Genomic DNA, 20,839 nt, shown 5'->3' with positions numbered 1-20,839 from the left:
TATGCTCACGCGGGGTCGGGCTGTTCCTTCGCGCCGACGAACGGCGCGCGGGCCTCGGCCTGCGCCTGCGCCTCGAGGTCGAGTACGTTTTTTGTCTCTTCGAAGAGTTCCCGAGAGCGCTCGCGCGAGCACGCGATGCACAGCACCCCGAGCTTGCCGTATTGCGAGAGCGCGCCGATGAGGTGGAAGAACACCCCCTGCTGGGTGGCCGCGTTGTAGTGGAGGTTGTGATCGACCGCGATGTCGATGAGATCCTCGGGCGTGAGCCCCCGGTAATCCGGCGCACACAGGTTGTCCGACGCCTGATAATAGCAGGGCTGCCCCGTCGGAGAGTAGTACATTCCCGTCTCGGTGTCGTAGTGACCGTCGGTGAGAAACTCGAGCATGAGGTACGGGTGCGTGGTTCCGCCTTTCCGTATGTTGATCTCGATGGCGTAGTGATCCCACGCGCCGTCGGAGCGGGGGACGGAGACGAAGTCGACGCCGTATCGACCGAGCACTCCATGGGCGCGAAGCACCTCTCCGACGCGCCGCCCGGCTTCCTGTACGTCGAGGCGATAGGCGTCGTCGGCGGGGAACGAGCAGCCGAGGAAGATCTGCCCCGTGGGCCCTCCGAGGACCTGATCGTGTGTGGAAACGCAACGCACCTGTGCCAGCGGGTTGATGCGACCCTGCATGGACGGGGAACGCTTTTCTTTTCCCTCGATGAATTCCTCGACGATCCCGCCCATCTCGGTAAACTTCTCGATGTACGTCGCCCACGTCTCTCCCCTGGCTTCGAAGCGAAGGCGTGAGGGCAATGCGTTCCGGATCCATTCGTTCAGGCGATGACCCCGGGGTGCGCCGTCATATCGAAAGACGGCATTGCCTTCGCCCGAGGCTCCTTCTTCGAGCTTGACGACGGCGCGCCGGAGTTCGGGCTTGCGCTCCCGTAGCGCGGTGAGCGCATACGCGAGATCGTCAGGCCCCCGCAGGTTTTCGAAACCGTCGGGAAGGAGGATGCCGGCTTCCTTGAACACCTCGCGACTGCCCGATTTCGTGCCGAAATACGAGAGCGACGGGTCGCTGGCATAGAGCGGGATGCCCAGACGCACGGCCAGCGTCCGCTCATAGTCCGTGGCGTTGAAGCAGGTCATGTGCGCCGATGTCGGGTAGGAGATGGCCGAGCGGATGCGGCGGAGCAGACGCGGACGCTCGAGGATTTTCCGTGAGAGCGGACGGATGGAGGTGTCGTAGCACGTGAAGAGGTGGAGCCGCTTCCGCGCGTGGCTGACCGGGATGCCGGGCAAGAGGTGGAGGAAGTAGTCGATGGTGGCCGGGGCGATCGGCTCGCTCGTGACGTAGATGACCTCGGTGCGGGGCAGGCGCAAAAGCATGAGGAGGCAGAGCATCCGCTCCTCATAGTGCGAAACCCCCTCGATCTTCTCGAGCACGACCTCATCCATGCTCAGACTCGGAATGACCACCACGGTCCTTGGCGCGATCGGGTTCGGAAAGATCTCCTCATACATCGTGCGCAACTGCGCCTGCAACCGCGCAAACCGGGACAATTCCTCCGGCGACCCGGGAAACGGCGCCTCGAGGCTCAGTCGATACGGTTCAGCGGCCTTGAGTTCGCGAAGGCTCTGGATGTGAAGCCTGGATTCCATTGCGCTCGGGAGGCTATGCGTTCCACAACGACGAGGGGAAGACACGGTCGCCCGTCACTGCGACAGTTGTCCGGTGGGATCGGCCCGCCACGACTGCAGGACCTTCATGTAGTTGGCCCGCTCGAAGGCCGCCGACTCCGGAACGTGCATCTGGCTCATGCTGCCGCGCATCTGCTCGACCGACTCGTACTCGTGCTCTTCCATCCAGAAGCGCAACGCTTCGAGGATGTCCTTGATGCGTCCGATGCCGTTCTTGAGAAGCTCGGAGGCCATCATGGTGACGTTCGCGCCCGCCATGAGGCCTTTGAGCACGTCTTCATACGTGTGCACCCCACTCGTGATCGCGTAATCGAGAGGAACCTTGCCGTACAGAATGGCGACCCACCGCAGGGGCAGGCGCATCTCAAAGGGCGTACTCAAGACGAGGTGCGGGACGACTTCGAGCTTCTCGAGGTCGAAGTCGGGCTGATAGAAGCGGTTGAAGAGGACAAGGCCGTCCGCACCCGCGTGATGCAAGAGAAGCGCCATGTTCGCCATCGAACTGAAATACGGCCCCAGTTTGACCGCGACGGGAATGTCGACGCTCCGCTTCACGTCTTTCACCACTTCGGTGTACATGTGTTCGACGGCGCGGCCCGTCATGCTCGGGTCGGTGGGGATGTAGTAGATGTTCAGTTCGATGGCGTCCGCCCCCGCCCGCTCGATCTCCTCCGCGAAAGCCGTCCATCCCCCGGACGAGACCCCGTTCAGACTGCCGATCACCGGGATGTCGACGGCCTCTTTGGCCTGCCGGATGAGGTTCAGGTATTCGTCGGGGCCGACCCGGAAGTCGTCCACCTCGGGGAAAAAGTTGAGCGCCTCCGAAAAGCTCTCGATGCCGTAGCTCAGGTAGTGGTCGAGCTGCCGGCTCTCGTGCGTGAGCTGCTCCTCGAAGAGGGAGGGCAACACGACCGCCGCCGCGCCGACGTCTTCCATCCAACGGATGTTGTGGATCTTTTCGGTCAGGGGAGAAGCCGAAGGCACCACCGGGTTCTTGAGCTTCATCCCGAGGTAGGTCGTGGTCAGGTCCATGGCGCGTTCCGTGCTTGGGTTGGACGTCTTCGTGGAGGTTCTTGCGCGCGGGTCAGGATTGCTCCGGCGGGTCTTCTTCGTGCGGGAGCACGGCAGGTTTGACGCCGGCAGGTTTGACGCCGGCAGGTTTGACGCCGCCCGGAGGGGCAGGGCGGGGAGGGAAGCCGGGAGGAGGCGCGCCGGGCTTCGGCTTCTGCTCCTCTCCGTCGAGGCGGGAGAGCTCCTCGTACTTGTGCCAGTGCTTGCGGACGTACTCCTGTGCTTCCTTAAGGAATTTCTCGGCGGCTTCAGGGTTGGTCTGCCGCAGCACCCGGTATCGGTTCTCGTTGTAGATATACTCCTTCAATGGGATCGAGGGCGCTTTCGAGTCGAGTTGCAGCGGAGGCAGACCCTGCTCGGAACGCCTCGGGTCGAAGCGGTAGAGCGGCCAGTAGCCCGACTGCGAGGCCCGTTTCTGCTGGTCGAGGCCCTTCGACATATCGATGCCGTGCGCGATGCAGTGGCTGTAGGCGATGATGAGCGAGGGGCCGTCGTACGACTCGGCTTCGAGGAAGGCCTTGATGGTGTGATTGTCGTTCGCGCCCATCGCCACCTGCGCCACATAAACATACCCGTAGCTCATCGCCAGCATGCCGAGGTCCTTCTTCGGCGTGGGTTTGCCTCCGGCGGCGAACTTGGCCACCGCGCCGAGACCGGTCGCTTTCGAAGCCTGGCCGCCGGTGTTCGAATACACCTCGGTGTCGAGCACGAGCACATTCACGTTTCGCCCGCTCGCCAGCACGTGGTCGAGGCCGCCGAAGCCGATGTCGTAGGCCCATCCGTCGCCGCCGACGATCCATACGTTCTTGCGGACGAGCACGTCGGCGAGGCCGAGGAGGTCGCGCGCGGCCGGTTCGTGGTTGCCCTCGAGCCGGGCCTTGAGTTCGGTCACACGCTCGCGCTGCGCGGCGATGCCGGCTTCATCCGATTGATCGGCGTGGAGCAGAGCGTCGGCAAGCTCCGGTCCGATGACGTCGCGGAGGCGGGTGAGGAGCTCCTTCGCATACTCGAGCTGTTTGTCGAGCGCGAGCCGCATGCCGAGGCCGAACTCGGCGTTGTCCTCGAAGAGGGAGTTGCTCCATGCGGGGCCGCGCCCTTCGCGGTTCACCGACCACGGCGTGGTGGGAAGGTTCCCCCCATAGATCGAGGAACACCCGGTGGCGTTGGCGATCAGGGCGCGGTCGCCGAAGAGCTGACTCAGGAGGCGGAGGTAAGGCGTCTCACCGCAGCCGGCGCACGCCCCGGAGAACTCGAAGAGGGGCTCTAGCAACTGCACGTCCTTCACCTTTTGAAACTTCAGCCCCGGCGCGCCGTCGCCCCCGCCGAACCGGGAGACCTCGGGCAGGTCGAGGAAGAAGTCCCAGTTTTTGCGTTCCTGTTCGCGGATCGGGAGCTGAGGCGCCATGTTGAGCGCTTTTCGCCCCACGCGGCTCTTGTCCTTGGCCGGGCAGACCTCCACACACAACTTGCACCCCGTGCAGTCTTCCACGGACACCTGAAGCGTGTATTTCTGTCCCTTGAGCTCCCGCCACGACGCATCCCGGAATTTGAACACCTCGGGTGCGTCGGCGAGCAGGTCTTCGGGCACGACCTTCGCGCGAATGACGGCGTGCGGGCACACCATCACACATTTGCCGCACTCGATGCACAGGTCGGGTTCCCACACCGGCACTTCGAGCGCGAGGTTGCGTTTCTCCCATCGTGTGGTGCCGCTCGGGTACGTGCCGTCGGCCGGGAGCATGCTCACCGGAAGGTCGTCTCCGTGCCCGGCGATCATGGCCGCCGTTACGTTGCGGACGAACTCGGGCGCGTCCTCCGGGACGACGGGCGGCCGGTCGAACGTGCTCGTCACCGCAGCGGGCACGTTCATCTCGTGGAGGTGCAGCAGCGCGGCGTCGACGGCGGCGTAGTTCATCCGGACGATCACCTCGCCGCGCTTCCCGTACGTCTTTCGGATGGCCTCTTTGATCTTTTCGATGGCCTCTTCTTTCGGGAGCACCCCGCTGAGCGCGAAAAAGCACGTCTGCATGATCGTGTTGATCCGCACGCCGAGGTTGTTCTCCCGCGCCACCGAATACGCGTCGATCACGTAAAACTTGAGCTTCTTGTCGATGATTTGCTTTTGCACCGAGCGCGGGAGATGATCCCAGACTTCTTCCGGGGGATAGGGGCTGTTGAGCAGAAACGTCGCGCCTTCCTCGGCCATTTCGAGCGTGTCGTACCGTTCGAGGAAGCCGAACTGATGCACGGCGACGAAGTTGGCTTTTCGGATGAGGTACGTGCTGTGGATGGGCTTCGGGCCGAAGCGAAGATGCGAGATCGTGCGCGCGCCTGCCTTTTTCGAGTCATAGACGAAATAGCCCTGCGCCCAGAGGTCCGTTTCCTCACCGATGATCTTGATCGTGTTCTTGTTCGCGCCCACGGTGCCGTCGGAGCCGAGCCCCCAGAAGACGGCGCGGGTCACGTCGCCGGATTCGAGGTCGAACGAGGGGTCGAAGTCGATGCTCGTGTTTGTGACGTCGTCGCGGATGCCGAGCGTGAAGTGGTTCTTCGGACGCTCGGTCTTCATCTCGTCGAAGAGGCCTTTCACCATGGCGGGAGTGAATTCTTTCGAGGAGAGTCCGTAGCGCCCGCCGATGATTTTCGGAAAAACCCGGAAGGGGGCGTCTCCGGCGGCCATGCCTTCGGCCACAGCCGTCACGACGTCCTGATACAGGGGCTCACCCGCCGCGCCCGGCTCCTTCGTGCGGTCGAGGGTGGCGATCACGCGCACGGTCTCGGGCAGGGCCTGGAGGAAGTGCCGCATCGAGAAGGGGCGGAACAGACGCACCTTCAGCACCCCGACCTTCTCGCCCTTCGCCGCGAGGTGTTCGACGGTTTCCTGCGCCGCCTCCGCGCCCGAGCCCATGAGCACGATCACCCGTTCCGCATCCGGGGCGCCCACATAGTCGAAGAGCCGATACCGGCGCCCGGTGAGGTGGGCGAAGCGGTCCATCGTTTGCTCGACGATGTCGGGGGTGGCGAGGTAGTAGGGGTTGACCGTCTCTCGGGCCTGGAAATAGACGTCCGGATTCTGGGCCGTTCCGCGGATGAAGGGCCGGTCCGGGCTGAGGGCGCGGCCCCGGTGGTCGCGCACGCGCTCGTCGTCGAGCATGGCGCGGATCTCTTCGTCGGAGAGCGGCACGATCTTCTGGATCTCGTGCGAAGTCCGGAAGCCGTCCATGACATGGAGGAAGGGCACGCGCGAGGCGAGTGTGGCGGTCTGCGCGATGAGGGCGAAGTCCATGACCTCCTGCACCGAGTTGGCGAAGAGCATGCCCCATCCCGCCGCGCGCGCGGCCATCACGTCCGAGTGGTCGCCGAAGATGGAAAGCGCCTGCGCGGCCAGAGACCGCGCGGCGATGTGGAAGACGGTGCTGGTCAACTCCCCGGCGATCTTGTACATGTTCGGGATCATCAGGAGCAGGCCCTGGCTCGCCGTGAACGTGGTGGTGATCGATCCGGCCTGGAGCGCTCCGTGGACGGCGCCGGCCGCGCCGCCTTCAGCCTGCATCTCGACGACGCGCGGCGTCGTGCCCCAGATGTTCTTCTTCCCCTGCGCGCTCCACAGGTCGGCGAGTTCGCCCATCGGAGAGGCGGGGGTGATGGGATAAATGGCGATGACCTCGTTCGTGCGAAAGGCCACATGGGCGGCGGCTTCGTTGCCGTCCATCGTCGCGTGACGCTGTGTCATGGGCTTTCCTCTCGTTAAAAGCGTGCGTCCAGAGCTTCGATGTGTGGGGCGGGGCCCCTGCTCGACCGGTCGTGCGGCGCGCGAGCGGTTCCAAGAAATGCGCTCTCTCTTCTCTACAACAGGGGTAGATTCCTAAATCGTTTGTAGGTCAATGACCCTCAACCGTGTGGGGGATCCCCTTACGTTCGTCGAAGGGAAATCGGTTGACCGGCTGCGATGATGCATTGCGTCAGGGATGAGGCCGATAAATGACGCGATGCATTATGAAAATAATGCGAATGAGTGCAATATCAAGAAAGGTTTGAAACAAAATGACGCGATGTGTCATAACCTGGAGCAGCACACCAGAAAGAGTGATCGTCATGAAACGGATCATCAAGCGGTATGAGAACCGCAAGCTCTACGACACCGGCGACAAGGCGTACGTCTCGCTCGCCGACATTGCGGCGCACGTGCGCCGGGGCGAGACGGTGCAGGTCCTCGACAAAAAAACGGGTGATGATCTGACGGCGCAGACGTTGATTCAGATCATCCTCGAAGAAGGCAAACAGGGCAGGAGCCTCATTCCGACGGACCTGCTCCATGACCTGCTCCGCCGGAGCGAGAGTATGCTCGATGCGGGTGTCGAACAGATTCGCCATGGCGTGGACGACCTGTTGCAGGCTTCGATGGACCGGCTGAACCAGTTTTTTGCGAAGCCGCGCGCCTCGGAGTTGGAGCAGCTTCGTGCCCAGCTCGGCCATCTGGAGCGGATGCTGGGCCGCATCCTCGAACAGAAGGACACGCATCCGACGGATGCAGATAAAACGTCAACCACATAAAATTCAGGGAGGATACCATGAGCAAGCAGAAAGAAACCTTCAGCCTGAGCAATCTGCCGGGCGAACTGATCGGACGGGGACGCGACCTCTGGCTGGCCGGCCTCGGCGCGGTCGCCACGGTGGAGCAAGAAGGCGCCGAACTGATCGAGACGCTCGAAAAACAGGGCGATAAGATCCTGAGCGATCTCCAGAAAGAAGCGAACCGGCTCTTTAAGGACCTCGTCAAGCGGGGGGAGCAGACGGAGAAGCAAGGCCGGAAGCGCCTCACGAACGTCGTTGGCGAGGTGGAAGAGCGGCAGAAAGAGGTGACCGGCAAGCTCGAAGCGCTCGTCTCGGAGACCGTCGAAACGGCGCTCGGACGCCTCGACATTCCCACCCGGCGCGAGGTGCAGACCCTCACGAAGAAGGTGGACGCGCTCATGAAGCAGGTCGATGCGCTCACGGCGCTGATGCAGGGCCGGGGCGAAACCGAAACGGAGATCGCGTGGACGGTCTATCTCGTGAAAGCGCTCGACGAAGGCTGGGCCGTGCTCAAGGAAGGCGAGGAGCAACCGCTGAGCGTGCATGAGACCAAGGTCGATGCCGTGGATGCGGCGCGTGAGCTGGCGAAGGCGAACGAGCCGAGCAAGCTCGTGATCTACCGGAAGGACGGCTCCGTGCAGGATACGAACACCTACGGCGGCTGATCGCGCCGAGCGCCGCATTCCCTCGCGGCGTCAGGTCTCTGGAAATAAATACTTGTGGAGGTGTGAAGATGGCAAAAGCAAAAAAAGAACCCGTAGCCGCGAAGAAGCTCCCCGACGAACTCGTCGAGCGCGGGCGTGAAGTCTGGCTGGCCGGTCTCGGCGCGCTGGACATGGTCGAAGAGAAGGGCAGCCACTTTTTCCGGACGCTCGTCGAGCGGGGGAAAGAGATGGAGACGAAGGGTAAGAAACAGCTGACCCGGGTCGTCGATGACGTGGAAGCGCGTCAGAAGGCGGTGACGGGGCAGGTCGGGGAAAACCTCTCGAAGCTTGGCAGTGCGTTCTCCGGGCTGGACGAGAAGGTGTCCGGCCTTGTCGAGAAGGCCCTGACGCGTCTGGATCTGCCGACGCGGAAAGAGATGCGCGACCTTTCGAGGAAAGTGAACACGCTCTCGCGCAAGGTGGAAGAGCTGGCCTCTTTGCTTGAAAAAGAGGAAGCCTCTGCCTGAGGCGTCGGCGAGTGAGCCCTGCGGCGGGAGGAGGCGTTACCGGTAAAACCGGGGGGCCTCCTCCCGTGTCCGCTTTCGGGCACGCCCGTGCGGGGGAATGTTTTTTGCCTTAGTTTCGGAAGCGCTTTCTTCGGGACGTGCGTGCCGGGGATACGCAGCGAATCACCTTAACCCGAAACGAACAGCGATGGAGCAGGGAACGGACAAGCGGATGGGCCTGGCCTGTGCAGGCGGCGTCGTCGAAGGCGCCATCTACGAGATCGGCGCGCTCTGTGCGCTCGAAGAAGCCATCGAGGGCCTCGATTTCACGAAAATGGACGTCTACGTCGGCGTGAGTTCGGGCTCGATCATCACGGCCTGTCTGGCCAACAACGTCAGCGCGCGCACGCTCAGCCGGGCCATCATCTCGGAAGCCGACCCCGAACTGAACATTCGGCCGGAGATGTTCTTCGAACCGGCTCTCGGGGAGTACGGTCGCCGACTCGCCCGGCTCCCGAAGACCCTCTGGCGAGCGCTCAACCGCTACCTCACCAATCCACGCGACCTCTCGCTCTTCAGCATTTTTGCCAGCCTGGGACCCATCATTCCCGCCGGCTTTTTCGATAACCGGCACATCCGGGGCTATCTCGCGCGCGCCTTTTCGATGGGCGGTCGCACGGACGATTTTCGCGACCTCCGCGCCGAACTTCGCGTGATCGCCGTGGATCTCGACTCCGCCGACATCGTCTGTTTCGGCGACGAAGCGCATGGCGACGTGCCTATCTCGAAGGCCGTTCAGGCAAGCACCGCGCTGCCCGGCCTCTACAGCCCCGTCCGGATCGATGACACGTATTATATCGACGGGGTTGCGCGCCGCACGGTGCACGCGAGCACCGCGCTCGAAGCCGGCGTCAAACTGCTCTTCTGCATCAACCCCATCGTGCCGGTGAACATTCATCTCAACGAAGAAGAACTGGCGGAAAAGGTGGGATTCTCGGAAGATCACCTCGTCGACCACGGGCTCGCGACCGTGCTCTCGCAGACCTTCCGGACGCTCGTCTTTTCGCGAATGCGGGCCGGGTTCCGCGTCTATGAGCACCGCTATCCGGACGCCGAGGTGATCCTCGTCGAGCCCAAGTTCGACGACTACGATATGTTCTTCTCGAACCTCTTCAGTTTCTCCAACCGGCAGGCCGTGTGCGAGCATGCGTATGAGCGCACGCGGGCCTTTTTGCTCGAAAACGCGGAGGAACTCGCGCCCCGGCTCGAACGACACGGGCTGCGGCTGCGCAGGAACGTGCTCGAAGACGCCTCCCGGCGGCTTTATGCCGAACCTCCGGCAGCCCTGATGGCCGGCAGCCCCACCCTCCGCGAGGCCGACCGGGTGCTCACGCGCCTGGACGAGGTGCTGGAACGGCTCCGCGCTCGCGCCGCCTGATTGGTGTCAGGCTTCCGGGTCCGGCTCGTCGCCGGCACGGAGGATTTCCCGGGCGATGTGGAAGGATGCCTTCGAGGCGAGTGAGGCAATGCGCAGGGCATTTTGTGCCGTCTCCCCGGCGAGGTCCGTGAGGGGGGAATGGAGGCGCTTCACGGAAGAGCCACCGGAGCCGGGCCCGTCCGATCCAGCCGGTGTGTGGGAGGGGGCAGGCTCGTCGGAGGGCGCGGGAGGGGGGCTCGTCTCCGGGGAGGGCGCATCTTTCGGCGCGTCGGAAGGCTCGGGAAAATGCGCCTCGAGCCGTTCCTCGATCTGAGTGCGCAGCCATCGCTCGGAGACCGGAAGCAGTGGACTGCGCACCACCTCCACCCGGACGGCGTCGTCGTCCACCTCGATCGCGCCTCGCACGCCCCGCCCGCGAAACGCCAGCCGGTCGCCTTCCCAGTGGTATTTCGCTTTGATCAGGGGCGCAATCTCTTCTACCACCTCCGCGACTTGTTCGCGGGCGGCTTCCCTGTCGAGATGGTGTGGGCGTTCGAGATGGATCGCCATGGTTGCGGGCCTCAGGGTTGGGTGGTCCGGGAGGGTCCGGGGAGGGGATGCGTTTCGAGGGACCATAGATAACTCCCTTCCCGTTCGAGGCGTTCCTTTTTCGAGAGGCCCCGGTAGCCACAGGGCGGTTTTCGGAGGCGGCGAAGCAGGGCTATCGGAAGCCATCCGAGCGGGAGATAGAACGCAAGGATGTCGAGGTCGCGGACGAAGGCGTGAAGCCGGTTCCGGGCCGGTGCACGCTTCCGGTCACGCTCGTGCTGGAGGAACGTGAACGGCCATCCGAGCGGCGTCGCGCGAAAGATGCGGCCTCGAATGGAACGCATGGCGCGAACGAAGCTCTTCGGATCGTACGGCTTCTTCCCGTACCGGGCCACGGCGGCGTCGAGATTGCGCTGGGCCCGGCTGCGGATCTCCTCGGCGATGCGGCGAAAGGCTTCTCGCGAGGGGGTGTCCGGGTCTTCGCCGGCCTCCCGGAGCAACTCCCGCACGTCGATCGGGTCGCCGATGCATACGAATATCCGCGCCGGGAAGGCGAGGTAGAAGATGAACGGGAAGAGCAAGGCGAGGAAGACGATAGGCACGGGGAAAAAGGGAAGGCCGAAGAGCCGGGCGACGAGCCTGTTGAGTGCGGGGAAGGTGATGCTCGTCGGGTTGATCCACTCGGCATTGACGATGCTCACCGGGAAAATCGGAGCGTGATGCCTTGCCGCGAGGACGGTGAAGCTCGAATGGAAATGCTGGAGCCGATATCGCCGGAGAAACCCCTTGCCGATGCCGGCGACGCCCTCGGGATAATAGATGACTTTCTTTTTGCCTTCGAGGAGCCGGTCGAAGTTGGCGAAGGTCATGTCCACACCTCCCATGCGCCGCCACCAGTTGTCGAGGCCGTACGGGCGCATCCACCACACGGCGGTCAACTTCGGCGTATAGACGGAGCGGAACTTGGCCGCTTTCGTGTAGCCCTGATGCCGCCAGAGGAGCGCGTCGAGCACCATCGCGTCGTGGGGGAAGGCGTTGCCGCTGTGATTCGGAGCGACGATGATCGGCCCTTCTTTCGGAAGCTTTTCCGCACCGATGAGCTCCGCCCGAAAATATTTGAACACGAAATCGTCGAGGAAAGCGTCGCGCAGGCTTTCGAGGTACGGCCAGTCGATCGGATCGGAGGGTTCGCGATAGCCGTCGCGTTCGGGCAAGTGCGGGTCGGGGGCGTCCGGACCGGGCGGGTCGCAGGGGGAGAACTGCGTTTCGAGGTCGACCACGTCCTCGTGCAGGTCGAGGTGAAGGGGGGGAGCCGGTTTTTTTTCCATGGCGGAGTGGATGGACGGGATGGGGGAGCGCCCGGGCATCACCGCCGGGCGACCGGATCGAAGCACGCGCTCATTTCCCGAAAAAAATCAAAATCAGGGCGAGCGCGAACAGGCCGGACCAGAGGAACCACGGGCCGCCGAGCACCGAAGCCATCACCCCGGCGATGATGCACGCGCCGGCGAGGATGCTTCCCCGAAGCCCGGCGAGCGGGTCTCTCTCCGGGGTTCCGTCGAGGCGCTGTTCCGCATGCCGGAAGCTCGCCGAGAGGAGTTGCGGCAACTGCACGGCAAGATCGATCATCTCCGGCGAGCTACGGATGAGCGCCTGTGCGAGCGCTCGCGGGCCGAACTGCTCACGAAAGATGTGGGAGACGTGTTTCCGGGAGGCCTCGGCCACGTCGAGGTTCGGGTCGAGCAGCCGCCCGACGCCTTCGAACGTCACGAGCGCTTTCACCATGAGCGTCATCTCCACGGGGAAATACACCCGGTACTTCACGCCGAAGTTGATCGATTCGAGGATCATCTGAGCGATGCTGAAATCACCGGAGGTGCTGTGGATGATGAACCGCCGGGACATATCCGCCACGGCGCGCCGGAAGCCCTGCGGGTCGCCGCCGGGACCGACACGCGCCATCTCGGCGAGGTGCCGCGTGGCCGTGCTCACGTCTCCGGTGACGAGGGCGTGGAAATAGTAGAGCATCCGCCGCCGCGTAGCCTCTTCGAAGCGCCCCACCATGCCGAGGTCGATGAAACCGAGGCGGATGGGGCTGCCGGGGAGGATCATCAGGTTGCCCGCGTGGAGGTCGGCGTGGAAGAAGCCGTCTTTGTAGAGCATTCGGATGATGGCCAGCGAGCCGAGGTCGATAATGCGTGCGCGTTCCTCGTTCGAGAGTGCGAAGGTGGGCGGAGAACCGGGCTTGAAGCCTTCGAGGAACGACATCGTGAGCACGTCCTCCGTGCTCAGGCTCCGGTAGACCTCGGGGAAGACGATGTCCGGAGTCTCGTGGAAGTTGGCGGCAAACATCTCGGCGTGGTCCGCCTCGTACGTGAAGTCGATCTCTTTGATGGTGTATGCGGCAAATTCCTCGACGATCTGGCGGATCTGATACCTCGGGAAGATCCACTGGAGAAAGCGCCCGACGAGCCGGAGGAGCGTCAGGTCGGATCGGATCATTTCGCGGATGCCGGGCTTGATCACCTTGATGACCACCTTCTCGCCGGTGCGGAGGCGCGCCCGATGCACCTGCGCGATGGATGCCGAGCCGAGCGGGTCCTCCGACACCTCGGCATAGAGCGTTTCGAGCGGGCGCTGGAGGCTTTCCTCGATGATCCCGCGCACCTGTTCGAAGGGAACGCTCGGGAGCCGATCGAACAGGTTCTGGAGTTCGTCCGTGATCGGGCGCGGGAGCAGGTCCTCGCGGATGGCCATGATCTGCCCGAACTTGACGAAGGTGGGGCCGAGCATTTCGAGCCGTCGCCGAAGCTGTTTCGGGAACGGCAAGTCGACGACGTCGCGGCGGACGAAGGGGCGGAGGAGGAAGGCGCTCACCCTCGGCAGGAGGGACCGGAGCCCCCGCCTCCGATGGGGCGGCAGCGCGCGCACGTACGCGACGTTCGCGCCGATGAGCAGCCCGAAGGTGTGGCGGTACACCTGAAAGAAGCGGCGCACGACTCCCCGGTACGGCGCGAGGGGATTGAACGTGAACGCGCGCGGGGCGCCGGTCCGGCGTTCGGGCGCGCTCGCCGCTCCGTTCCTGCCGGGCTGAGACCGCTCGTCGGCCTCCGACGCTTCCGAAGCCCCGGCGGACGCATCGGCTACGGGAGGAGCGGGCGTATGGGAGAGCGGACGCTCCGGCATGGGCGTGGACCTCGGGGACGAACGCGAATCGGGCATCGGGGAAAGGAGTCTCGGGCGAGCGCTAATATACGCCTTCCGCGCGTTAGCGTTTTCCGCGACCGTGAAAGGCATGCCGGCAGGCGCTTGACTGGCGGGAGGGCGGACGCTACTTTTCCTCCTCCCCGAAACGAACCCATACGCCCTCATGCCTGCTCCGCCCCGATTCTGGACGCCCGCCTTCATCGAGCGCTTCGTCGATGCGATGAATCATGACCGCGCCTTTCAAAAAATCGTCAGCGATTTTTCGGACACCATCGTTTTTCGATGCCTCGACGACCCCGACGGGAAAGACATCGCCGCCGCGTATACGTTCGACGAAGGATACGTGAGCGTGAAGATCGACCTCGGCGACGCGCCTGCCCCGGAGATCCGCGACGCGCCCTTCGACCGGGACACGATGTTCGCACGCGCCACCGCGCCCTATCACGTGTGGGTGAAGCTCGACAAAGGGGAGATGACGGCCCTCGGCGCGCTCTCTTCGCCCGACTATAAGATCGAAGGACCCCGGCTGAAGATCATGCTCAGGATGAATATTTTCAACGCCATGAGTGAGATCTCGGCCTCGATCGAGAAGACGTATTGAGCGTGGGCGGATACGGAAGGTCCACGCCGGTCGTGGCGGGCGCCAGGGCGCTCGTTGCCTCCAACCCTCTGCGGGGTTGTGGTCACGACCCCACTTCGTCGAAGCGGGCGGTCAGGGCGTCGAACTCTTCGTGGAAAGCGGCCGTGAGCAGGTTCGGGTCGGGAACGACGCGGGTGTCCGTGGCGAAGCCGAGGAGCACCTCGCCGTTGTAGCTCAGGATGCTTACGCCGAGGGCCACCGAGCCGGCGCGGGGGACCCAGAACATAATGTGCGTGAGCGGTGAACCGGCAAAGTAGAGCTGGTTGCGGGGGCCGGGCACGTTCGTCATCACCGCGGAGCCCATCTTGCTGAAGAGCTTGATGACCAGCTTTTCGATCTCTTTCGGCGCCATGCCGATGCCGTGGAGCACCCCGAGCGCCACGACCGCCTCCATCGATCCCTTGATTGCCTCCATGCGCCGGTGCACTTCCCGGAGTCGTTCCAGCGGATCCTCGAGGAACACCGGGAGCGTCAGGAAGACGAGGCCGAACTTGTTTCCGAGCGTGATCGGTTCGTCGAGCGGGCGAAGGTTGACCGGTACGATAGCGCGGATCTCCACGTCGTCTACGGGCTGAGCGTGGGCTTCGAGGTAGCGGCGAAGCGCGCCCGCCACGGCGGTCAGGAGCACGTCGTTGATGGTGCCTCCCATCTTCTTGCCGATGTGTTTGACGACCGGAAGCGGGATGGGCTGCGACCATGCGGCGCGCTTGCGTACGCCCAGTTCTCCCTTCAAGATCGTGTCGGAATCCGATCCCTGCAGCAGAAGTTTCGCGACGACGGAGGCGAGGTCGAGGCCCTGACGCGCGCGCGTCAGGAGGTGGGAAGGACGGAAGACCAGGTTCATGCCTTCGTGGAGCACGGCCTCCGTGGCTCTGAGCGTCGTGCGGAAGAGTTTCTCGGCGGGTTTGAGCAATTTCGTGACCGGTCCCGGATGCTCGTCTTCTCTCCGGGGGCTCCGCCTCCGGCCCTTGCGCGACTCGTCGGTCATCTCGAGGAGCACCCGGACGAGGGCCATCCCGTCGGCGATGCAATGGTGGATGCGCGTGATGACGGCGCATCCCTCCCCGTAATTCTCGACGAGGTGCATGTCCCACAGCGGCTTCGAAAAATCGAGCGACTGTCCCATCAGGTCGCTGACGTATTCCTGAAGGGCGCGCTGATCGCCGGGGGCCGGGAGGGCGACGCGGTGCACGTGGTTTTCGATGTCGAAGTAAGGGTCGTCTTCCCAGTACGGCGTGCCCGACCGGTCGCGGACGCACTGACGGAAGCGGTCGAAGCGGAGGAAACGCTCTTCGAGGGTCGTCTTGAATCGCTCGTAGGGGATCGGCTCGGCAAACATCATGACGCCGGTGATCATCATGAGGTTCGTCGGATGATCCATCCGCAGCCAGGCGGTGTCGATATTCGAGAGCGGCTCCTTTTTCGACATGGGTCTTGCGTTTTTCGGTCAGACGCGTGCGCGTGCGGCTTCTTGGTACAGAGCCTCGATGGTTTCGCGATGGTTTTCGAGGATGACCCGGCGCTTGAGCTTGAGCGTCGGTGTGATCTCGCCCGAGTCGATGGTGAAGGGCCGGTCGAGCACGGCAAACTTCTTCACCTGCTCCCACGGCGGCAGTTCCCGGTTGACGCGCTCGACTTCCTTCCGGATCAGGTCGTGGATGAACTCCTCGGTCGCCTCTTCCCCGTATTGCCTCCGGATGGCCTCATAGTCGGGCACGATGAGGGCCGAGCAAAACTTCCGATCGTTCCCGATGACCATCGCCTGTTCGATAAACGTCCGGGACCCGAGGCGCATCTCCACGTTCTGCGGGGCAACGTATTTGCCCGTGGAGAGCTTCATGAGCGCTTTCTTCCGGTCGGTGATATAGAGGAAGCCGTCCTCGTCGAAGCGTCCGATGTCGCCCGTGCGGAACCATCCGTCTTCAGTGAAAACCTCACGGGTGGCCTCGGGGAGCTTGAAGTAGCCCTTCATCACGTTGGGGCCGCGCACGAGGATCTCGCCGTCTTCGTCGAGCCGCACCTCGACGCCGGCGATCGGCTTTCCGACGGAGCCGGCGCGGAGATCGTTCGGATCGTATACGGCGATGACGGGCGAGGTCTCCGTCAGCCCGTAGCCCTGCCCGCACACGATGCCGATGGCGTTCATGAAGTTCATGATCTCGGGTGCGAGGGCCGCGCCTCCGCTCGTGATCGCGACGAGACGGCCGCCGAAGATCATCCGGAGGCGCGAGTAGACGGCGCGGTCGGCCAGGCGAAAGGCCCAGGATTGGCGGCGTTCGGCGCCTTCGCGCACATCGTACGCATCGGCGAGGCGGACGGCCCACCGCATGAGCGCGCCGGTGAGCCCTTTGGCGGACGCCGCGCGCTCGTGTATGCCCGAGTACACCTTTTCGAGCAGGCGCGGCACGGTCGTGAAGTGCACGGGCTTGACGGTTTTGCAGTCGTCAAGGATCTCCCGGTGGTTCTCGATGAACCAGATCGGGTAGCCGATGTAGAGATACAGGTACGAGACCATGCGCTCGAACGAGTGCGAGAGCGGGAGGTACGAGAGCACGTTCGCCCCGCGCAGCCCTTCGATGTCGAAGGGGGCGCGCTCGATGCTCGCGAGCACGTTCGAGGCGAAGTTCCGGTGTGTGAGCATGACCCCTTTGGGGACGCCGGTGGTGCCCGAGGTGTACACGAACGAGGCGAGGTCGTCCGGCGTGACGGCGGCGCGGAGGTTCTCGAAGCGCTCCGGCTCGCGGGCGTCGAGGGCCGCGCCGCGCTCGAGGACGGCCTCGAAGGCGAGCATCTCCGGGTGGAAGACGCCCCGGATGCCGATGGTGTGGAGGAGCGACGTCACCTCGTCGAGATGCGGAGCGATCCCCGAGAAGAGCGCTTCCGTCGAGACGATGTAGATGCGGGCTTCGGCGTTCTCGAGGATGTACCGGATCTGGTCGGGCGGCTGCGTCGTGTAGATCGGAACGTTGACCGCGCCGAGCGAGAGGATGGCCTGATCTGCGATGATCCACTCGGCGCTGTTCTCCGAATGGATCGCCACGCGATCGCCTTTCCGGATGCCGAGGTCATACAGGCCGAGGGCGAACCGGCGCACGTTTTCCCTGAAGGCTTCCGTGGCAGTCGTGCGCCATTCCCCTTCGCGTTTGGTGGCCAGGGAGACGCCGGTCGTGTTCTTTTGCAGACCCGCATCCACGAGGTCGAGCACCGTCTTGTCGCCGAACATTTTTCGTTCTCGAGGTTGGTTCATACAAACAACACAATGGAAAACGCTTCGGCGGTGGCGGGGCAAAGCGCACGGGGGAGGTCAGCGGTTGCGCCCGTAGGCCTCGTGGCTGGAGACCCAGTCGAGCGCCGAGATGGCTGCGCCGAGGGAGACTTCGCCTGCGAGCGCCACCCCGGCTACGATCTCGGCAAACTTCCGGACCTTGCCCTTGCCGTAGCAGTCCATGAGCTCGAGGCATTCCCGTTGCGTCGGCAGGCCCGTGCCGCCGCCGTACGTGGCGACGATGAGGGAGGGGATCGTGAGCGAGATGTAGAGGTCGCCCTCCGGCGTCATCTCGGTGTACATGATGCCCGCCGAGGACTCCGCCACGTTCGCCACGTCCTGCCCGGTGGCGATGAAGATGGCGGTGATGGCGTTCGGGGAATGCGCGCCGTTGTTGTTCGCCCCCGAGAGGAACGCCCCGATGGTCGAGACGTGGTTGTGGTAAAACAGGCTCTCCGGCTCCACGCGCATGTGCTGAATGAGCACTTCCCGCTTGAGCACCGCCTCGGCCGTGACGCGCTTGCCGCGCGTGCGCATGATGTTGATCTGTGAGCCTTTCTTGTCCGTGGCGAAGTTGGACTCGAGGTAGAACTTGACGATGCCGGGATACCGGTCGAGGATCCAGCTGCAGGCGGCGAACGTGGCGCGCCCGACCATGTTTTGTCCCGCCGCATCGCCCGTCGAGTAGTTGAATCGGAGAAAGACGAAGCGGTTCGAGAGGTACGTGTCGATGTACTGCAACTTGGCGACGCTCGACGTGGCTTCGGCCTCCTCGCGGATCTTGTCGATGTTCTCCTGCACCCACGCGGCGAAGTCGCGGCCTTCTCGGGCGTTGTCGAAAATGAAGACCGGCGCGCGTTGCATGGCGTCCCCGACGACCGTCGTGCGCACGCCGCCGCTCAGGTTGAGCACCTTGATGCCCCGGTTGTACGAGGCGACCAGCGTGCCCTCGGTCGTCGCCATCGGGACGATGAATTCGCCCTGCGCGTGCTCGCCGTTGAGGACGATCGGTCCTGCGATACCGAGTGGGACCTGCGCCACGCCGACGAAGTTCTCGATGTTGCCCTTCGTGACGTGCGGGTCGAAGGAATAGTGGTTGATGTGCTGAAGGCGATGCCCGCTGAACGATTCGATGAATGCCTGCCGTTTCCGGATGATCTCGTCCGAATAGTCGTCGCGTTCGTCGCGGGGGATCTTCGGGCGCTTGTTCGTTTCCCGGGCGATGGAGTCCTCCACCTTCAGCGTCATTTTTCCGAAGGGCTTGCTCGTGAAGGTCAGCTCCAAAGAATGCTTCCCGAGCTCGAGCGGGGGAATCTCGGCCACCACCCGGACGATCTTTCGAAGCGGGAAGGGGACGGGCGTCTTCTTCGAGATCTGCCCGGGGTCGAGCGTCGTGCCGTCGTCGAGTTCGAGGTGGACGCGGTCGAGCGGGACCTCTTTGCCGTCGATGCGAAGCCCGAGCACACCGGTCAGTTGCGCGTCACTCAGACGGTTCTTGAGAGCGAAAACGACGCCGTGATCAGTGTTTTCGAGGCTGGATACGGTGTATAATTGTTTGAGAAGCAGGCTCGGTATCAGCATGTCGGTCGGAGGAATCGCGAGGTTAGTGGGCGGGGGTGCGCGAAAATAAGTACGTCGCATCACTTATGCGGAGACCTTTCGAGAATACTTCTTTTTCATGATAAATGCTCACGTTCCACGCGGTCATCCTTCCGACCGGAACCCGGGGGCGGAGTCGAAGAATCTATGCTGTCCGAAAGGCGCGCCGGCGGGTATCGAGCGTCGGGGATGCATCACCGTCCGGCGGCAACCCGTCCGGCAACTGTACCGTGGGGCCCTCGACGAAGCGTAGGCTTGCCCTTCGGTTTGCGTCAATGGCCACGAGGGCATGGTTCGGCAGGGCGTTCTCACCCAAACCCCCGAACAATCCGCCCTCGGGCATCGCGTGCAGAGACGCGCGTCCGAGCGACCTCAGGACTCTTCTTCGGGCACGAAGCGGGCGTGGAGCCAGCCTTCTTCGATGCGTGAGCCGGCGAGGCGGTAATACGAGAGGAACTTCGGCAAGAGATAGTTTCTTCGCTGATTGCCTACCTGCACGACCAGTTGATCGCCGAACCGCCGGGTGGCGACGTCCTTTTCTTCGAGAAAGGGGAGGCGAATTTCCAGAAGATAGGCGCCGTCCTCGGAGGTCATCCTGAAGGTTGGTTCCTCATAGAAAATCGCGGCGGGGTCGCGGTCGCCGTAGAGCGTGGCGCCGATGCGTTCGAGCAGTTCGAAGCCGAAGACCTCCTGTCGGAGATGCGGCACGCGAAACACCGGCAAGGGTGAGAAGCTGCCTTCGATCTCTTCGAGGTACGCGCGCTGGGCTTCGAGGTACTTTTCCCACCCGCCGTCCTGCCCGGCTTCTTCGGGGAGGATCCGGTTGACGATAACGGCGTCGACGCCGTAGCCGTACAACTGGAGGTAGGTGTAGGCGCGCCGCGCTTCACGGATCACCATCTTCTCGGGGTTCATCACCAGGCGCACGGAGCTGATGTTCTGGTCGCTCAGCACCTCATGCATGACCTTCAGCCGCTCGAAGAGTGCCCGGAGTTCCTCGTAGCCTTTGTCGAGCGGGATGCCGGTGGTTTTTCGCACGGCAAAGCCGACGGTATGAAAGGCGAGTTTCTGGAACGGGAAGGCGCGGGTGAGCCACCACTCGGTCGCCTGCGGCAGGGTGAGGAACGTGAGCGTCTCGCCGGTGGGCGCGCTGTCGACGATGATCAGGTCGTAGTCGCCGCTGTGGTAGAAGAGGTCGAGCCAGAGCATGGCGGAGGCCTCGCCCATGCCGGGGAGGGCGGCCATCTCTTCGGCGGCGATCTCATTGATGCCCTGCCACTTGAAGACGAGAAGCATCAGCTCGCGCATATTGCCCCAGTACTTTTTCATCGAATAGTACATGTCCACCTCCTGTGCGTAGAGGCGGGGCCGTATCCGCTTCGGCTCGGGGCCGAGCGCATGGTCGAAGGCGTCGGCGAGGCTGTGCGCGGGGTCGGTGGAGAGGATGAGCGTCTTGTACCCTTTCTCCGCGGCGAGCACCGCCGTGGCGGCGGCGCACGTGGTCTTGCCGACGCCGCCCTTACCGGTGAAGAGCAGGATGCGGGTAGATCGGGACTGGTCGGGCATGGGAGGGAGGCGCGGGTGGGATGAGGGACGAAGGCTTAAGGAATTACGAATAGAGCCGTAACATAAGTTAGGCGTGCGGGTCTAATCCATCATCATTTCGACAACGGAGACG

Annotated in this window: 15 protein-coding genes; 5 read left to right on the top strand and 10 right to left on the bottom strand. The window is 63.6% G+C overall.

Annotated elements, in window-relative coordinates; all coding sequences use genetic code 11:
* Window positions 1–5: 5 nt before the first annotated feature.
* From AC1HIY_RS05340 to nifJ, 3 genes are read right to left on the bottom strand one after another with little or no spacing between them, the layout of a single operon-like run.
* Complete coding sequence (locus tag AC1HIY_RS05340; RefSeq protein ID WP_479575680.1) at window positions 6–1,649, bottom strand: peptide ligase PGM1-related protein; 1,644 nt, start codon at window positions 1,647–1,649, stop codon at window positions 6–8.
* A gap of 54 nt (window positions 1,650–1,703) precedes the next feature.
* Window positions 1,704–2,720, bottom strand: a complete 1,017-nt coding sequence (locus AC1HIY_RS05335; protein ID WP_479575679.1) for a dihydroorotate dehydrogenase-like protein — start codon at window positions 2,718–2,720, stop codon at window positions 1,704–1,706.
* A 52-nt stretch (window positions 2,721–2,772) separates the two neighbouring features.
* The gene (gene nifJ, locus AC1HIY_RS05330) at window positions 2,773–6,492 is read right to left on the bottom strand and encodes a pyruvate:ferredoxin (flavodoxin) oxidoreductase (protein ID WP_479575678.1); all 3,720 of its coding nucleotides are present in this window, start codon (window positions 6,490–6,492) and stop codon (window positions 2,773–2,775) included.
* 362 nt (window positions 6,493–6,854) lie between these two features.
* On the opposite strand from nifJ, the gene AC1HIY_RS05325 reads away from it, so the two are divergent.
* The 4 genes from AC1HIY_RS05325 (at window position 6,855) to AC1HIY_RS05310 (ending at window position 9,922) form a co-directional block, all read left to right on the top strand.
* A complete protein-coding gene (locus AC1HIY_RS05325; RefSeq protein ID WP_479575677.1) occupies window positions 6,855–7,313 on the top strand; it encodes a polyhydroxyalkanoate synthesis regulator DNA-binding domain-containing protein in 459 nt (152 codons plus the stop codon).
* A 17-nt stretch (window positions 7,314–7,330) separates the two neighbouring features.
* Window positions 7,331–7,999, top strand: coding sequence for a phasin family protein (locus tag AC1HIY_RS05320; RefSeq protein ID WP_479575676.1), 669 nt, complete (start codon window positions 7,331–7,333; stop codon window positions 7,997–7,999).
* A 68-nt stretch (window positions 8,000–8,067) separates the two neighbouring features.
* Entirely contained in the window at window positions 8,068–8,505 is a 438-nt protein-coding gene (locus AC1HIY_RS05315) for a phasin family protein (protein ID WP_479575675.1), read from the top strand.
* 187 nt (window positions 8,506–8,692) lie between these two features.
* Window positions 8,693–9,922: a patatin-like phospholipase family protein gene (locus AC1HIY_RS05310; protein ID WP_479575674.1), complete on the top strand. Its 1,230-nt coding sequence runs from the start codon at window positions 8,693–8,695 to the stop codon at window positions 9,920–9,922.
* A gap of 6 nt (window positions 9,923–9,928) precedes the next feature.
* On the opposite strand, the gene AC1HIY_RS05305 is transcribed toward AC1HIY_RS05310, so the two are convergent.
* From AC1HIY_RS05305 to AC1HIY_RS05295, 3 genes are all read right to left on the bottom strand, one after another.
* On the bottom strand, window positions 9,929–10,471 hold the full coding sequence (locus AC1HIY_RS05305) for a polyhydroxyalkanoic acid system family protein (protein WP_479575673.1): 543 nt from the start codon (window positions 10,469–10,471) through the stop codon (window positions 9,929–9,931).
* Between the two features lie 11 nt (window positions 10,472–10,482).
* Entirely contained in the window at window positions 10,483–11,778 is a 1,296-nt protein-coding gene (locus tag AC1HIY_RS05300; RefSeq protein WP_479575672.1) for a 1-acyl-sn-glycerol-3-phosphate acyltransferase, read from the bottom strand.
* A gap of 70 nt (window positions 11,779–11,848) precedes the next feature.
* Window positions 11,849–13,636, bottom strand: coding sequence for an ABC1 kinase family protein (locus tag AC1HIY_RS05295; protein ID WP_479575671.1), 1,788 nt, complete (start codon window positions 13,634–13,636; stop codon window positions 11,849–11,851).
* Between the two features lie 184 nt (window positions 13,637–13,820).
* Between AC1HIY_RS05295 and AC1HIY_RS05290 the strand changes: the two genes are divergently transcribed.
* Window positions 13,821–14,258: a hypothetical protein gene (locus AC1HIY_RS05290; protein WP_479575670.1), complete on the top strand. Its 438-nt coding sequence runs from the start codon at window positions 13,821–13,823 to the stop codon at window positions 14,256–14,258.
* Between the two features lie 82 nt (window positions 14,259–14,340).
* Here the strand turns inward: AC1HIY_RS05290 and AC1HIY_RS05285 are convergent, their stop codons facing one another.
* From AC1HIY_RS05285 to AC1HIY_RS05270, 4 genes are all read right to left on the bottom strand, one after another.
* Entirely contained in the window at window positions 14,341–15,726 is a 1,386-nt protein-coding gene (locus AC1HIY_RS05285; protein ID WP_479575669.1) for a WS/DGAT/MGAT family O-acyltransferase, read from the bottom strand.
* An 18-nt stretch (window positions 15,727–15,744) separates the two neighbouring features.
* Window positions 15,745–17,544 carry an AMP-dependent synthetase/ligase gene (locus tag AC1HIY_RS05280; protein ID WP_479575668.1) on the bottom strand — a complete coding sequence of 600 codons (1,800 nt, stop codon included), beginning with the start codon at window positions 17,542–17,544 and terminating at the stop codon, window positions 15,745–15,747.
* A 57-nt stretch (window positions 17,545–17,601) separates the two neighbouring features.
* Window positions 17,602–19,143 (bottom strand): hydroxymethylglutaryl-CoA reductase, encoded by a 1,542-nt coding sequence (locus AC1HIY_RS05275; RefSeq protein ID WP_479575667.1) that lies wholly within the window; start codon window positions 19,141–19,143, stop codon window positions 17,602–17,604.
* A 390-nt stretch (window positions 19,144–19,533) separates the two neighbouring features.
* Complete coding sequence (locus tag AC1HIY_RS05270) at window positions 19,534–20,727, bottom strand: ArsA family ATPase (RefSeq protein ID WP_479575666.1); 1,194 nt, start codon at window positions 20,725–20,727, stop codon at window positions 19,534–19,536.
* Window positions 20,728–20,839 lie beyond the last annotated feature (112 nt).

The organism is Rhodocaloribacter sp., assembly GCF_056451265.1.
The sequence above is the reverse complement of the archived record's forward strand: the minus strand, read 5'-3'. Positions and strand labels throughout refer to the sequence as shown.